This window comes from Scytonema sp. PCC 10023, from assembly GCF_963920835.1.
Taxonomy (GTDB): domain Bacteria; phylum Cyanobacteriota; class Cyanobacteriia; order Cyanobacteriales; family Nostocaceae; genus Kalymmatonema.
Genome location: NZ_CAWUDP010000011.1, coordinates 75,595 through 91,153 on the forward strand (window position 1 = coordinate 75,595; position 15,559 = coordinate 91,153).

Consider the following 15,559-nt stretch of genomic DNA (forward strand, 5'->3'; position numbering starts at 1 on the left):
AATTCTGCCATCGTTATTCATTATCGATGCTCTTGTTGCACCTTAGCACGAGAAAAGCGCTTCGAGCACGGAGTACCCGCCTGCGGCGATGCTCCCAAAGGGCGGCTCCGTTTGGGCGATGGCGCAAAGCGCCCGCTTTACAGCGATCGCATCCAAAGTCTTGATGAGCTACAAATTCTCGTTTTACACACCTAAATCTGAAACCACGCTGTCAGCGCCACTGCCAAAGCATCGGCGGCGTCATCTGGCTTAGGTATGGCATCCAAATTCAACTCCCGCGCCACTGCTTGCTGGACTTCCTGTTTGTCAGCATTACCATATCCCGTTAACGCTTGTTTAATTTGGGCAGGGGTAAATTCTACAGTCGGTAAGTTATGCTGTGCCAATACCAACATGACGATTCCCCGCGCTTGAGCCACGAGGATAGTATTTGACATACGATAGAAGAAGAGTTTTTCAATTGCTACCAACTCAGGTTGAAATTCTTTGATCAGGGTGTGCAAATCGTCGTACAACGTACATAGCCGCTGTCCCACTTCCGTGCCAGCTGGCGTATTGACAACACCAAAATCTAGTAGGTTTACTGAATCATGTTGCACACTGTTTTGATTTTTTTGGCATATGATCGCCCCAAATCCTAAAATTGCCAGTCCTGGATCTATTCCTAAAATTCGCTGTTCCATTGATTTGTTGTTTCTGTTGACCAAAAGGCGTAATCACTCGGCATACTGGCAACTTAGACTATGCACTTTTGGTCTAATGAGATTGAAAAATCTAATAATTCCACACTTCTTGGGTTTAAACCAGGTAGTGTACATTTTCTGTTAATCATTGTTAGTAGCACTGCTCCAAATCAGGTATGTCAATTGGTTTTCTCAGACAAGCCCTCAACGCCTTGCAAAAGCAGTCACGTCGTCGCACTTCCCATCGAGTTAACCAGTGGTTCAAGTGGTTATCTCCTGGGCTATCGGTGAAACGATGGTTGCTAATTAGTATTGGAGGTGTAATTTTAGCAAGTCTGGGATTTGCTATCTGGATTAGGCTAACCCCAATTTTTTGGGCAATTAAGTTTTTGAGGGGCATTCTGGAATTCATCACCGACATTGTACCGTACTACATTAGCGGACCTTTGGTGATACTGGGCGGCTTGCTGTTGCTTTTATGGGGACAAACTCGGACAGTCAGTTCAATTACTCAGGTACTGCGATCAGAAGGCGATGAGGAACTTATTGATGTCCTCATGGCGCATCGCCGATTGCACCGGGGACCAAAAATTGTCGCAATTGGTGGTGGTACGGGACTTTCCACATTGCTTAGAGGCTTGAAAGTTTATAGCGCCAATATTACTGCCATTGTCACTGTAGCCGACGACGGTGGTTCTTCAGGGCGGTTACGCCAGGAATTTGGCGTGCTACCACCTGGAGATATTCGCAATTGTTTGGCTGCACTGGCTGATGAAGAAAAGTTATTGACAGAACTGTTCCAGTACCGCTTTAAGGCTGGAGAGGGATTGCTAGGTCATAGTTTTGGCAATTTGTTTTTGACGGCGATGAGTGATATTACTGGCGATTTGGAAAGAGGTGTCGCCGCCAGTTCCAAAGTCCTAGCCATCCGGGGACAAGTTCTGCCAGCAACTCTCAGCGATGTGCGCCTCTGGGCTGAGTTATCCGATGGTCGCCGTATACAAGGAGAATCTAAAATTACCGAAGCCGGTGGTACTATTGTCAAGATTGGCTGCATTCCGGAAAATCCTCCCGGCTTGCCAGCCGCCATTAAGGCAATTAAAGAAGCCGATTACATCATCATGGGTCCTGGCAGTCTTTATACCAGCGTCATTCCCAATTTGCTCGTACCAGAAATTGCTGATGCGATCGCCGCCTCGGACGCACCCCGTATCTACGTATGTAACATCATGACACAGCCTGGAGAAACTCAAGGATACACCGTTGCTGACCACATCCGGGCAATTGATGCTGCTTGCGGCAGACCCCTATTTAACGCTGTACTAGTACATAAAAAATCTCCTAGTCCCCGCGCACTTATCCGCTACGCCCAGCAACAATCGCATCCTGTTTTCCTGGATCGAGAAGCTATAGGTCAGTTAGGGCGGCGGATTGTTCTCGCTAATGTGATGCATGAAGATGAAACAGGTTGCGTGCGTCACAACCCCCAACGACTGGCGCGGGTGTTGTGGCGGTGGTATAGTGGAGCTCATCATGGAAAGTGAGGATATACGGGACCAGCCCAGAACTATTGACTGATGATAAAAATTTTTTTGGCAGATGCAGCGGCGACGCGAAAGCTTGGAATTGCTCTCGGTCAATCGCTGAATGCTGGCAATGTTATTTTACTCGAAGGTGATTTAGGTGCTGGCAAAACAACTTTGGTGCAAGGTATAGGGGAAGGTTTAGGCATCAGCGATCCAATTGTTAGCCCAACTTTTACTCTCATTAACGAGTACATGGAAGGACGCCTTCCCCTTTACCACCTAGATTTATATCGCTTGGAACCAAAACAAGTCGCCGACTTAAACCTAGAAACCTACTGGGAAGGTGTTGAGGTCACACCAGGAATTGTGGCAATTGAATGGGCAGAACGTATGCCCTACAAACCAAATAGCTATTTTGCTGTACGCTTGACTTATGGAGATGAAGGCACTCGTCAAGCGGAAATTACGCTCCATAATTGCACCATCAACGAAGCAATAGCCTCGATGGGAGTTTAATCTGTTTCCTACCGTGGGGCGGACGAGAACAGGCTTGCGTAACAGAGCAAAAGCTTGAGCAGAGAACCACCTAGGTGCATCGTGTAGGCAACTACAGCATGGTAAGTGGACTCGTTCAAAGCAGCGCATTCAGCCAAGAATTTCACGGTCTTTATGACACATTCTCGCTTTGCTCAAATGTGTTTGCCGTGGTAGCGCCAAATCTACCGCTACCACGCTCATCATTTAGATTAGCTAAGATTGTCATCTTAATTATCAAACCTCACTTGCAAAATTTTTTACAGTAGGTATATCTAGCATTGATATTTGCTAGCTCCCTTAACTATGTAAGCAAATGCATACGTAGATTTACTTGATCAATTATGAAGTTTGTATAAAATAAAAACGTATTCAGTAAAGAAACCTCTACTCAATACGTTCAAAAGCTGAGACTTGTGGCTGGAAAGGCGCACTAAGCAACGCTTTGCCAAATTCAGAAAAAGAATTTAGAATTCAGAACTCATATTATGTCCGGATGAACACTTATAAAAAACGAAGAACCTCACCCCAACCCTCTGTAGCAAGTTCGGAGAGGGGAAGGGAGGCGGGTGAGGTAAAGCAGGAATTATAAGTAATTAACCGGACTTGATATCAGAATGTAATTAGTGGGAGTGGTGAGTGATAGTAATCGGGTTTTGGATTATAAGAAGGTAGGCTGAAAACCCTGTGGTTTTAGCGAGCGTGATGAAAGCCACTCTGTCACGGCTTAAGCTTACAGTGTCAACGGTAGAAATTTCAGTGTGTAGAGACCCTTCAAACAGCGTGTCTCTACAAAGTTTGTTGATTAATAGAAAAAGCTGCTGATCCAAGCAGTATTGCCACGCCTCCCAACGGCAACAAACGTGGGATGAATTTTCGTTTTAGCTAATACACTTCTTGCAAAAGTATGATTAATTGATATTTAGAACCGCAGATGCACACAGATAAACGCAGATAAATAACTAGTGTCCATCTCTGTCCATCTGTGGTTTTTTTTTCATAAAATTGACTTTTGCACTCTTGTTTAATGAGTAAAAGTTAAGGCTTGACCCCGCACGTGTGTATGTACTTTTCCTTTTTCATACACAATCTGACCGCCTACTATAGTGATCACAGGCCATCCAGTGAGGTTCCAACCTTCAAAAGGACTCCAACGACACTTAGTCAACAATTCCTCGCGTAACACAGGGCGATAGGTATTCAAATCGACAAGCACTAAATCGGCATCATAACCAGGAGCGATCGCTCCCTTATTTGGGATACCATATCCCTGAGCGACGGCTTGTGACATCCAATGAGTCACTTGAGCAACAGTACATTTTCCCTGCATTGCAGCTGTTAACATCAGAGGTAGGGAAGTTTCAACACCAGGCATCCCAGAAGGAGTGTTTGGGTACTCTTGAGCTTTTTCTTCCAAAGTGTGCGGTGCGTGATCTGTGGCAATGAAGTCAATCACGCCATCACGCAAAGCTTGCCACAGGACTTCGTTATCGTGGGGCGATCGCAATGGTGGATTCATCTGCGCTAAAGTGCCAATCTTCGCATAAGCACTGGTATTGAGAAGTAAATGCTGAGGCGTCACCTCTGCTGTCACCCAACCTGGTTTATCCTGACGTAGTAAGTCTGCTTCTTCTGCTGTTGACATATGCAGAATATGCAAACGACGTTGGTATTTTTTAGAAAGTCTTAATGCTTGCTGAGTTGCCAGTAGGGCTGCCTGATTATCTTGGATTTGGGAATGAACTGCAGGATCATGAATTCCAGCGAAATCCTTGCGGCGTTCATTAATTCTGGCTTGGTCTTCAGCATGAACGGCAATCAAACGCTCGCCTTTAGAAAATATAGCTTCTAGTGCAGCGTCTTGGTCAACGAGCAACTGTCCATGCATTGAACCCATGAAAATTTTGATCCCACAAGTTGGCTTTGCCATAACTAAATCAGGCAAATTTTCTGCTGTTGCCCCAATAAAAAAGCCATAATTCACCAAGCACTTTTGCGAAGCTCGTTGTAGTTTATCATCAAGAGCTTGTTGAGTCGTGGTTGTGGGGCGCGTATTGGGCATTTCCAAAAATGAGGTGACTCCCCCTTTGGCACAAGCGCAACTAGCGGTAAATAAATCTTCCTTGTGTTCCAGTCCTGGTTCCCGGAAGTGGACTTGTGGATCAATTACGCCTGGCAACAAAGTTAACCCTTGTGCGTCAATTTCTGTAATCGGCGTTGCAGCGGAAATTTCTGGTGCAACTTGAACTATCGTGCGATCGCGCGTTAGCACATCCCCAAGGAGTGATTCACCATTGGGTAGAATTATGCGAGCGCGACGAATCAGCAAACTCGTAGGAGATGACATGCGGTCAACTGCGTTAAAACAAGAACTGAGCTTAACACATAATTATCCCTATAGGTTAAACTTAGTTGAACTCTTTGCGGAGCCTTTGTGTTGTTTGTCACAAAAAAGTTTATTCTTCTTAATTAACCGAGAACCCTGTCAAGATGACTACACAACCTCAACAGCTTGATTGTAAAGTTAAGATAAAAATACAGCATCCCTGCTTGGGCAAGTGAATCACCTGCTTCTATTGCCATTACTTTTGTAATTTCTTTCATGCAAAATCAAGTGTCTGATAACAACTCTCGCCACCCACAACCCAGTAATTCTTCTTGGCTTGCAGAACTCAGTAGGACGGTTGTATTAAGCATCGTCCTAGCCCTAGGAATTCGCACCTTTGTTGCTGAAGCGCGTTGGATTCCCTCTGGTTCGATGGAACCAACCCTACACGGTACTCCAAACCAATGGGAGGCGGACAAGATTATTGTCGATAAATTAAGTTATAAATTTTCTAACCCGCAGCGAGGCGATATTGTAGTATTTTCACCGACGCAAGAGTTACAAAAAGAACAATATCAAGATGCTTTTATTAAGCGTGTGATTGCCTTACCAGGAGAAAAGGTAGAACTGAGGAATGGCAAAGTTTATATCGATAACAAAGGCCTGTCAGAAAAGTACTTAGCAACTGGACAGCGTACAGCTATCGATGTTTGCACATCAGGTCAGCAACCACCTTTCCTATCGCAACCTGTCACCATACCAGCCAACTCATACTTAGTATTAGGAGATAACCGTAACAGTAGCTATGATAGCCGCTGCTGGGGTGTTGTTCCCCGCGAGAACATTATCGGACGTGCTGTCATTCGCTTTTGGCCTCTTAATCAAGTTGGAGGAATAGATAAATCCCCACTGTATCGGTAGATGAAATTTTTATGAACTACCAGCCCTTACTTCGCCTGTGGGCTGGTTTCTACATCCAGCCTAGTAAGAGTAGATTTTTGACGCTTCTTCGCCCCTAGTTGCCTCAAGATCACCAGCTTTTTTGCTAGTGCGTGAAGTAGCAGACCGCAGGCTAAATATACTTAGAGAGTATGCAGTACTTACAGATAAAACGATGACTGCGGTAATCGAAGATTATATAGGCTCACTACCAAATGCCAAGATTGGCAACTCTATGTCCTCCGGACACGCTACGCGAACAACCATCGCATTCCCTGTCAATCCTACGGATTGAATTGGTCAGAAATGTTTTCATCTTTGCACAGCATGCCATCCCCACCTGCTTGAGTACCTTGAGGGTGGGGACTTCCGCAATACCCTTAAATTCAGAAATTGTAAAGGGGACTGTTGACTCTTAGGTGAGAATTCCGTTACATAAAACCTACCCAAAGCTACCCATAACTAGACTTTTCTATACAACAAGATGACTGGTACTAGTCACAGAGGTTGGGTTTCGTTTACTTCCTGCAACATTGCTGGAGAAGTCGGCAACAAGACCAGTCCACAGGCTCATACGGTCTAACTGACCGCGTTCTAGTTCCTAAAAGGAACCGCTTCGCTTCAAATTAATCGCTGCGTTTAAATCGCGGTCAACAACAAAACCACACTCGGAGCATTCAAACACTCGCTCATTCAAGGTGAGTGTTTCCTTTTTAGTGCCACAATTTGAACAAGTCTTGGAACTTGGAAACCATCGGTCAACGACAACGAGCTTTGAACCATATAATTCGCATTTATAGGTCAATTGACGACGGAACTCAAACAAAGACATATCAGCAATTGCGCAAAGCCCAGTTTATGATTAGCCATCATGCCTGATACATTGAGGTCTTCAATCACTATTGTGCCGTGGTTCTTGGCAAGCAGCGTAGTGAGCTTGTGCAATGTGTCTTTCCGGATGTTGGCTATTTTTCTGTGAAGCTTAGCTATTTGAAGGAGCGCTTTTTTCCAGTTGTTTGAACCGATGATTTTATGGCGGTTCAACCACTGCATTCTGCTTAACTTAGCTTCGTACTTTTTGTAAGACTTGGCTCCAGCTATTACCTCACCAGTGCTCTTGGTTGCCAAGTTCTTAACACCAAGGTCAACGCCTACAACGCTTGTATTACCTAAATGCTGTTGTTCTACATCAAACCTGAAACTAATAAACCATCTCGATGCATGACGAGATATTGTACAAGACTTGATTAGCACTTGTGGTGAGACAGCCCTGCAGGAGGGTTTCCCGACCTAGGGGACTGCGAACCCGAAGGGCAGTCGTTCGTAGGTCTTGAGAACACCAATCACAGGTACTTGAATTTTATTACTACCTAAGATTTTGACTATTCCCTCAAGCGTGAATGAGTCTCTACGTCCTTTCTTTTTGAACTGCGGGACTCCAGATGTCTTATTAAAGCATCTGTCCCAAGAGATCCTCAATGCTCTTAGTGCTTCCTGTGGAGCCGACGCGCGAACATTCGTAGTACCAAGAATTTTCGCTCTTTACCAGTGCTACCAGCCATTTATGAAGGTCAATAGCGCTAGGAAACTTTATCTTGGCTTCGGGATTAGCTTTGTTGTGATCCAGTATTTGTTTGGTTAAAGCTAGTCCCCAGTTCCACGCATGACGGGATACACCACAATGCTTAAGCAGTTGGGTGCGTTGCGCGTTATTCAGTTTTAGTTCTGTCTTAAAACCTAATAACATTGTTATGCTCTCTACATGTTAATATATTAACATATTAATTTAAGTTTGTGTGATGCCATTTCAGAAAGGTAACAAGTTAGGATTTAAACCACAGAACAATGAGCCGTTTGATAAGCGTCCCATATGTTTCAATGTGCGTGTGGGAGTGAGGGAGAAACTTAAAGCCGTCCCTGACTGGCAAGAACGGCTAAGGGAATATGTGGACAAGCTTCTGGAAGACGTGGACAATCAGTAAGGTATGGGTAGTTTTGTCAGGAAAATAAGTTACAGTTTCAAACCCTAATCCCTAATCCCTAATCCCTAATCTTTAATAACCCAGCTGCAAACTCTATCGCTTGTTCTTGTGTGGAAATTTTCCCCTCAATCTGCGCCACGGCAATTTCTGTAAGGAGTTGACCGACTAGTGGCGAAGCAGGAATGTTCAGTGCTAACATTAGATCTTCCCCACTAAGTAAAGCTGTGGGATGAGCAACCAGATCATCAGGGTTAAGGTAGCGGGTGATTAAGGGTGCGTACATATCTAGAGCGTTGTCGTTAGATATCGCCTCTACTGATATGGTGTGTGCGACTGCTAAAGTGGCGATCGCTGGAAAAACAAATCCCGCTTCTTGAAATAAGAAATATTGTTCTCGCAAAGACATCAGGGGTGTTTTCAGTTGCGGTAACAACCTTAAAACGGTAGTTACCGCTTTTATTTCTGCACGACTATAGGTGAGTTCCACCAACTCTATTTGGGCTGTTTCTGGTTCCGGGTTGACTAGAGTTGCAAGTTTAGCTATTGCCAACCAAGTGGTTTTGACGGTATCGCGTACATATTGGGCAAGTTCCACTCCAAATTGCTGCCAAATTTCCGCCAGTTGAGAAGCAGAAGAGTCAACCATCGCCAATAAACTCACACTTTCTTTTGTGGCGTATTTAAAGAAAGGAGTAATTAAACCATCTTCCCAAGCACTTGCAATCCAGGAACTCCCTTGAGCATTTGCCAGCATATACCCTAATTCTACCCGCACTCTTTCAGGGGCAACTTTTGTGATGTGTGAAGCTAAAGAGCGAATTACTGCCTGAGTCTCTGGCTCAATTGTAAAACCGAGTTGAGCAGCTTGGCGATATGCCCGCATTAACCGCAAGGGATCGTCTTCCAAGTTAGCAGGTGATATCATTCGCAAAAGACGCTGTTGCAGGTCATTATAGCCTTGCAAGGGATCAATGATTTCTTGAGTGTGGGGATTGTATGCTATGGCATTTACTGTGAAATCCCGCCTATGCAAGTCTGTTTCTAAGCTATTGCCTTCAGCTTGTGCAAAATCTGCTGTAGCGTGGGGAAACACAACACGAGCAATTTGTCGTTGTGGATCTAATAACACAAAACCAGCTTTGTAATGTGTCGCTATTTTACGAGCTACCTTCACCGCATCAGATGGTAGAACAAAATCCAGATCCAAGTACTCGCGAGTCTTTCCTAAAATCGCATCCCGCACAGCACCACCTACCATGTATGCAGGTTGTGGCAATAATTCCAAACTAAAAGGCCAATTTTCTGGCGAAAGCATAGAAGGAACTGAACAGTCCATCGTAATAAAAATAAACCCAGCGACTAGTGAATAACAATGGCGCTTAAGCTAGATTATCAATAAAGGTCCCCGGAGTTGGTTGAATTATGTGTGTTTGTGTAAATTGCCACTATGTAGACCGCTGTATCACCTACCATGCGGTAGAAACCCAGCACCAACAACCTCACTTGACCGAAACGCCAAATTTTGAGCCGAATGAACCCTCCATCAATGTCAACATCCGTACGCGAGACGATGTGATTGAAATGGAATGGGATGTTGTAGGATGTCTCAGCTTTAAGCGTGAAATGGGTAAGTGGTCGAAGTTACGTCCTGGTGAGTTGGTGCCAACTTGAGCATGAGTTGTGTTGTGTATGTTAAACGCGGCTACTGCTGTTTAGTGTGGTAGTCGTGATTATTTTTATGTTTAATTTAACGCAGAAAGATGCTTTAAAATACAAGACGTTATAAAAAAACCAATATTAAAAATAGCTTGACCACTCAATTAGCAAATCTCCAACCAACGCAATACGCACTGGCACTACACACCACAACTCGTGAATTGGGTTTGGCAATGAGTAACTTTGCTGCCGAAAGCCGTTCTCAAGTTTGGGATTTAGATCGTGAACTATCCAGTCATTTGCATCAATATTTAGTTGAATTTATTAAACCGCAAACTTGGGCAGACTTGGCGTTTATTGCCGTAGCAAACGGACCAGGAGGTTTTACTGGAACTCGGATTGGCGTTGTCACCGCCCGCACTTTGGGGCAACAACTAGGCATTCCTGTATTTGCCATTTCTACTTTGGCAGCTATGGCGTGGTCACACGTTGTTGACCCCACCCCCCAAACCTCCTCGCCGTCAACGGGGAGGCGATTTCAGTCAGAAAGTGCCATAGCTGTACAAATGCCCGCCCAACGAGGTCAAGTTTTCGGGGCTATTTATCAACCCACACCAGATGCTTCTGAACTTAAGGTTTTACTACCAGATACTGTGATGACACCAGAAGCATGGCAGGAAAAATTAGCTAGCTGGGACACAGATTATCAACTTATTGAAGCAAAATCCGGATTAGCAGCGACAGTGACAAACGTGTTGCAACTCGCATATCTAGACTGGCAACGAGGGCAGCGTCCTAACTGGTCAGAAGCATTACCATTTTACGGGCAACATCCTGTGGAGATTTGAAAACCAGCATAAAATACTAATGGTCAAAAACCATGTGGTATTAGTCTGTGTTGGATTTCCTAACTCCTTCTTTTACCTTGTAGATATGGTAAAACCCAATAACACTCTTCCCTCTCCGGATAGCCAAACTACAAGCCAGCAGAAATTGCCCAAACAAACAATCATCACAGCATTGAACAATTGGGCTTGTTCTCCCAATGGGATGCTAGCCAAGATGGCACTAAAAATGGGACTAGCATCTGCAATCTCTTTGGTCATTGCTCAGTGGTTGCAATGGGAGTATCCTTTCTACGCAGTTATAGCAGCCATTATTGTGATGTCATCGACGCATGGCAGCACTTTGAGACTGGGGATTCAACGGTTGATTGGAACGGTGATCGGTGCCATTGGTGGCGCAATCTTTAGCGCTACCCTAGGTAACAATCCCTGGTCGTTGGGAATCAGTGTGTTCCTGACTATCTTTCTTGCCAACTACTGGAAATTTAATGAGGCGGCAAAGTTAGCGGGGTATGTGTCGGCAATTGTCATTTTGACTCACAACCAGTCTCCCTGGTTGTACGCTTGGGGTAGATTTCTAGAAACTCTGTTGGGCATTGGTGTAGCACTGTTGGTCAACAACTTCGTCTTTCCCGCCTCTGCTGGCTCAGAACTAAGGCGTTGTTTGTCGCAAACGTTGGTGAGTTTGGAGCAGTTTTACGGATTGGTTGTGGATGGTGCGTTGACAGGAAACTATGAGCGCCCGAAAGCGGAGGCGATAAAAGGCACTATTATTAGTTCATTACAGAAAGGGCGGGAACTATGGAAGGAAGTCAGACAGGGACAAACTCGTGAACCACCAGAAAAGCAGGTAAATGAAGCTTGGGAGTTCTTAATCCGAAGGATTTGGGAGCATATCCTGACAATGGAACATACTGTAATTGTCCGCCAACAGGACACCTTCTGGCAGATGCTCTCACCCCAACTTACCCAACTAGCACAGGAAACCAGAAGTGCGATGCTCGTCTTGGCACATACTGTTAAGTCGCATAAATCCCATTTATCTTTACCAGAGATAGAAGTTGCACTCACGAATGCAACGGAGCAATTCAATCACTTGCAAGGAATACAGATGCAAGATGATCCTATCGATGAGTTACTGAGGTTTTTCACGTTCTTCTACACGATGGAAGAAGTCGGTAGAAAACTGCAAAGAATGGCAGATACGCTCTCTAATTCTTGACACTCCCACGGCTATAAGCCGTGGGATTCTAGGCTCAACGTCGAAAGTTGCTCAAGCAGGTTTGCACCAACATGAGTAGAGTTTCTGCTCTCAACACTGTAATTGAATTAATCATTCCCCAAAAGAAACAAGAGAGAAGAATTTATTCTTCTCTCTTGTTTCTTGTTTCTTCATTCTTTTGTCACAGCTGCCATTGCCTTGTCCACAGCTTGCAACGCCTGTTCTACTTCTACCTGTGTCACAATCAAGGGTGGTACAAATCGTACAACCTTGGGACCAGCGGGAACGAGCAATAAACCTTCATCTATCCCAGCTTTGACAACCTCCGCCGCTGTTAACTGGGTATCTGAGTTCAACACCAAACCATTGATCAAACCCCAACCACGTACTTCGGTGATGTGATTGGGGTATTTTGCTGCGATCGCCCGCAAACCATCTCGCAACTGTTCACCCCGATCCTGTACATTTTGCAAAATGTTCTCCCGTTCCAAAGTTTGGCAAACGGTGAGAGCAACTCCGCACGCAAAAGGATTTCCGCCAAAGGTGCTGGCATGCTCTCCTGGCTGGAAAACATCGCAGAATGATTTGCACATCATTGCCCCTATCGGGATACCACCGCCCAACCCCTTGGCGCTGGTGAAAATATCCGGTTCAACGCCAAGGCACTCGTAACCCCATAACTTGCCGCTGCGTCCCATACCGACTTGCACTTCATCAAAGATCAGCAAAACGCCAGTTTCATTGCAAATCTGCCGCAGCTTTTGGAAGTAGGCAAGATCCCCTGGTCGTACGCCGCCTTCCCCCTGCAATGGTTCTATCAAAATTGCCGCTACCCGGTAATCGCCTTCATCGAGTTCGCTAATCGCCGCTTCTACCGCACCAATATCGTTGTAAGGGACATAGTGGAAACCAGGCATCAAAGGTTCAAAGTTCTTTTGATACTTCGGTTGAGCTGTAGCGGTAATTGTTGCCAAAGTCCTTCCGTGGAAACTGTCGCGTGCCGTTAAAATGATTGGTTTTTCAATTTGTAGCACTGTATGTGCGTATTTTCGCACCAGTTTAATTGCGGCTTCATTGGCTTCTGCCCCGGAGTTGCAGAAGAATACGCGATCCGCGCAGGAATGCTGCACTATCCAGTTTGCCAACTCTCCCTGCTCAGGGATGTAGTACAAATTAGAAACGTGGTGTAGCTTCTGTATTTGCCGTGTCACTGCTTCTACGAAAGCAGGGTGGGCGTGTCCGAGAGTGCAAGTGGCAATTCCAGCCACAAAGTCGAGATATTCCCGCCCCTGCGTATCCCAAACACGGCATCCAGCGCCCCGTTCTAGGGCTATGGGAAACCGTGCGTAGGTGGACATGACAACTTGATTGAAACTATCTGTTTCAAAGGGGCTAGACGCTATCGTCGCTTGTTCAACCAGAGTTTGTATGCTCACTACTGACTTAACTCCTAAAAACTTGTCATCTTATCGTTGGTTGGTGGTTTCTATGAGAATCTGGAAAAAAATCTTCTTACAAACTTCATATTAAGCTAGCACTCAGATATTCTCAAACGAGTGGTGATCGAAAAAAAACTGTGTACTCAACACTTGAGCAAAAATATCAACGTATCAAGCAAGAGTTAAAGGCGGGGATTACCGCCCTTGCTGGTGTCTTCCTCATTGGCACTTTGTGGTATCGATTTGTGGAGCGTTGGTCTTGGGAGGACGCAGCTTACATGACCGTCATCACGTTGGCGACTGTTGGCTACGGTGAAACCCAACCGCTAGGACCGAGAGGAAGATTGTTTACCATCGCCTTGATTTTGATGGGAGTTATCAGTATTGGTTACATTGTGAACAGATTCACGGAAGCTGTCATCCAAGGTTACTTTCAGCACGAGATTATCATACGACAACAGAGGCGCTTAATGGAATCCTTAGCGGAACACTATATCATCTGTGGATTTAGCCGGACAGGTCGCCAAATTGCCATAGAATTTCGGGCAGAAGGCGTTCCTTTTGTCATTATTGACTCGCGTTTGGAATCTGTACAAATCGCCCAAGCTCAAGGTTACGTTGTATGCCAAGGAGACGCGACTCTGGATGAAACATTGTTTAAAGTTGGTATTGAACGGGCAATTTGTATCGTCGCGGCGCTTCCTTCAGATGCTGAAAATTTATATATAGTATTATCAGCAAAAACACTGAATTCAAAGATTAGGGCGATCGCCCGCGCCAGCACAGAGGAAGCTTTGCAAAAATTACAACGTGCCGGTGCAGATGCCGTCATTTCTCCCTACATCACTGGCGGAAGGCGCATGGCAGCAGCAGCTCTGCGACCCCAAGTGATGGACTTTGTAGATGGCATTATCTCAGGTACAGACCGACAGTTATACATGGAAGAATTTTTGCTAGACCCCGCGACTTGTCCTTTTGTGGGTCAAACTTTAGGAGAGGCACAATTACGAGCGCAAACGGGTGCACTGCTGCTTGCCATTCGCCGCGCCAATGGCGAACTTATCGGTGGTCCTACAGCTGATACGGTATTTTTGCCGGGAGATGTTCTGATCGCTATGGGGACAGCTGAACAACTGCGTGCACTCAACCAAGTTTTAGGACCTATTCGTTCTAAGAAATTGCGCCGACCTCGTAAGGGTTAGTCCAATCTATAGTGTTGTTTATGATCATAGATGCTAAACAGCACACGTATACTTCGCGCAATGAATATGATGTCTATTATGGACTTTTGAGTGGTGTTAACGATGAGGGTACTGGTTACTGGTGTTGCTGGATTTATTGGTTATCACTTAGCACAGCGTCTTTTACAAGAAGGAATCGAGGTCATAGGCGTTGACAATTTGAATGACTATTACGATGTCAACCTAAAAAAAGCTCGTTTGGCGCAGCTTCACCCGCAGCCGGGGTTTACGTTTCAGTTTTTAGAGTTGAGCGATCGTCCCAAAGGGGCGCGCCCAGACGGCGATCGCGAAGCGCGCCCTGTTGCCCAACCAAGCTCTGCTTTGGGGGAGCCTGTTCTGGAAGAACAGGCTCGGCAACATACGGGCGATCGCCTTGAGATTGCTCAACTCTTTCAAGAATACACCTTTGACTATGTCGTTCACCTTGCTGCCCAAGCAGGCGTGCGCTACTCTTTACAAAATCCTTGGGCTTACTTAGATAGCAATGTTACAGGCTTTGTGAATCTTTTAGAAGCATGCCGCCAAAGTCAAATCAAGCACTTGGTATTTGCTTCCTCAAGTTCTGTTTATGGTGTCAATACCAAAGTTCCCTTCGCCGTCAGCGATCATGTTGACCACCCGATTTCGCTGTATGCTGCAACCAAAAAAGCAAATGAACTGATTGCCCATACTTATAGTCATCTCTACCAAATTCCGACAACCGGGCTGCGCTTTTTTACAGTTTATGGTCCTTGGGGAAGACCCGACATGGCGTATTTCAAATTCGTGAAAGCGATAGAAGAAGGTAAGCCCATAGATGTCTACAACTTCGGCAAAATGCAGCGAGATTTTACCTATATTGACGATGTCGTTGAGGGCGTCTTCCGGGTGATGCTCAAACCACCTGAATCCAACACAGCGAACAGCAATGCCCGTTACAAACTTTACAACATCGGTAACAATAATCCTGTGGAATTGATGACGTTTATTGAGGTGCTTGAAAAGGCGCTTGGCAAGAAAGCAGTGAAAAACCTATTACCAATGCAACCGGGAGATGTTCCTGCAACTTATGCTGATGTAGATGACCTGATGCGTGATGTTGGATTTAAGCCCAGTACTCCCCTTGAGCAAGGTATAAATTCTTTTGTGCAATGGTATCAAGAGTACAAAAAATTATGAAGTCTTCA

16 protein-coding genes are annotated in these 15,559 nt (G+C 45.3%); 9 read left to right on the forward strand and 7 right to left on the reverse strand.

From position 1 onward, the window contains the following. Positions 1-191: 191 nt before the first annotated feature. On the reverse strand, positions 192-683 hold the full coding sequence (gene ruvC / locus ACM0OZ_RS09255; protein ID WP_414582501.1) for a crossover junction endodeoxyribonuclease RuvC: 492 nt from the start codon (positions 681-683) through the stop codon (positions 192-194). 176 nt (positions 684-859) lie between these two features. Here ruvC and ACM0OZ_RS09260 point away from each other — a divergent pair, with 176 nt between their 5' ends. After that, a complete protein-coding gene (locus ACM0OZ_RS09260) occupies positions 860-2,227 on the forward strand; it encodes a gluconeogenesis factor YvcK family protein (RefSeq protein WP_414582502.1) in 1,368 nt (455 codons plus the stop codon). 33 nt (positions 2,228-2,260) lie between these two features. Then, positions 2,261-2,725 carry a tRNA (adenosine(37)-N6)-threonylcarbamoyltransferase complex ATPase subunit type 1 TsaE gene (tsaE, locus tag ACM0OZ_RS09265; protein ID WP_414582504.1) on the forward strand — a complete coding sequence of 155 codons (465 nt, stop codon included), beginning with the start codon at positions 2,261-2,263 and terminating at the stop codon, positions 2,723-2,725. 1,042 nt (positions 2,726-3,767) lie between these two features. Here the strand turns inward: tsaE and ACM0OZ_RS09270 are convergent. Beyond that, complete coding sequence (locus tag ACM0OZ_RS09270) at positions 3,768-5,090, reverse strand: dihydroorotase (RefSeq protein WP_414582505.1); 1,323 nt, start codon at positions 5,088-5,090, stop codon at positions 3,768-3,770. Positions 5,091-5,345: 255 nt separating this feature from the next. On the opposite strand from ACM0OZ_RS09270, the gene lepB reads away from it, so the two are divergent. Continuing rightward, positions 5,346-5,990: a signal peptidase I gene (gene lepB, locus ACM0OZ_RS09275; protein ID WP_414582506.1), complete on the forward strand. Its 645-nt coding sequence runs from the start codon at positions 5,346-5,348 to the stop codon at positions 5,988-5,990. A gap of 619 nt (positions 5,991-6,609) precedes the next feature. Here lepB and ACM0OZ_RS09280 read toward each other — a convergent pair. The 3 genes from ACM0OZ_RS09280 to ACM0OZ_RS09290 form a co-directional block, all read right to left on the reverse strand. Further along, the gene (locus tag ACM0OZ_RS09280; protein WP_414582507.1) at positions 6,610-6,840 is read right to left on the reverse strand and encodes an RNA-guided endonuclease InsQ/TnpB family protein; all 231 of its coding nucleotides are present in this window, start codon (positions 6,838-6,840) and stop codon (positions 6,610-6,612) included. After that, entirely contained in the window at positions 6,810-7,262 is a 453-nt protein-coding gene (locus ACM0OZ_RS09285) for an RNA-guided endonuclease InsQ/TnpB family protein (protein ID WP_414582508.1), read from the reverse strand. Before ACM0OZ_RS09285 ends, ACM0OZ_RS09280 begins: the two co-directional genes overlap by 31 nt. 196 nt (positions 7,263-7,458) lie before the next feature. Then, positions 7,459-7,755, reverse strand: a complete 297-nt coding sequence (locus ACM0OZ_RS09290; RefSeq protein ID WP_414582509.1) for a helix-turn-helix domain-containing protein — start codon at positions 7,753-7,755, stop codon at positions 7,459-7,461. 52 nt (positions 7,756-7,807) lie between these two features. On the opposite strand from ACM0OZ_RS09290, the gene ACM0OZ_RS09295 reads away from it, so the two are divergent. Beyond that, complete coding sequence (locus tag ACM0OZ_RS09295; RefSeq protein ID WP_414582510.1) at positions 7,808-7,990, forward strand: hypothetical protein; 183 nt, start codon at positions 7,808-7,810, stop codon at positions 7,988-7,990. 58 nt (positions 7,991-8,048) lie between these two features. On the opposite strand, the gene ACM0OZ_RS09300 is transcribed toward ACM0OZ_RS09295, so the two are convergent. Then, entirely contained in the window at positions 8,049-9,326 is a 1,278-nt protein-coding gene (locus ACM0OZ_RS09300; protein ID WP_414582511.1) for a CCA tRNA nucleotidyltransferase, read from the reverse strand. Positions 9,327-9,412: 86 nt separating this feature from the next. On the opposite strand from ACM0OZ_RS09300, the gene ACM0OZ_RS09305 reads away from it, so the two are divergent. From ACM0OZ_RS09305 to ACM0OZ_RS09315, 3 genes are all read left to right on the forward strand, one after another. After that, a complete protein-coding gene (locus tag ACM0OZ_RS09305; protein WP_041035262.1) occupies positions 9,413-9,661 on the forward strand; it encodes a Ycf34 family protein in 249 nt (82 codons plus the stop codon). 137 nt (positions 9,662-9,798) lie between these two features. After that, positions 9,799-10,494: a tRNA (adenosine(37)-N6)-threonylcarbamoyltransferase complex dimerization subunit type 1 TsaB gene (gene tsaB / locus ACM0OZ_RS09310; protein WP_414582512.1), complete on the forward strand. Its 696-nt coding sequence runs from the start codon at positions 9,799-9,801 to the stop codon at positions 10,492-10,494. Positions 10,495-10,513: 19 nt separating this feature from the next. Then, positions 10,514-11,713 carry an FUSC family protein gene (locus ACM0OZ_RS09315; protein WP_414582513.1) on the forward strand — a complete coding sequence of 400 codons (1,200 nt, stop codon included), beginning with the start codon at positions 10,514-10,516 and terminating at the stop codon, positions 11,711-11,713. Positions 11,714-11,883: 170 nt separating this feature from the next. Here the strand turns inward: ACM0OZ_RS09315 and ACM0OZ_RS09320 are convergent, their stop codons facing one another. Next, positions 11,884-13,149: an aspartate aminotransferase family protein gene (locus tag ACM0OZ_RS09320; RefSeq protein WP_414582514.1), complete on the reverse strand. Its 1,266-nt coding sequence runs from the start codon at positions 13,147-13,149 to the stop codon at positions 11,884-11,886. Positions 13,150-13,289: 140 nt separating this feature from the next. Between ACM0OZ_RS09320 and ACM0OZ_RS09325 the strand changes: the two genes are divergently transcribed. Then, positions 13,290-14,354, forward strand: coding sequence for a potassium channel family protein (locus ACM0OZ_RS09325; protein WP_414582515.1), 1,065 nt, complete (start codon positions 13,290-13,292; stop codon positions 14,352-14,354). Between the two features lie 102 nt (positions 14,355-14,456). Continuing rightward, a complete protein-coding gene (locus ACM0OZ_RS09330) occupies positions 14,457-15,551 on the forward strand; it encodes an NAD-dependent epimerase (RefSeq protein ID WP_414582516.1) in 1,095 nt (364 codons plus the stop codon). The last annotated feature ends 8 nt before the right edge of the window (positions 15,552-15,559 follow it).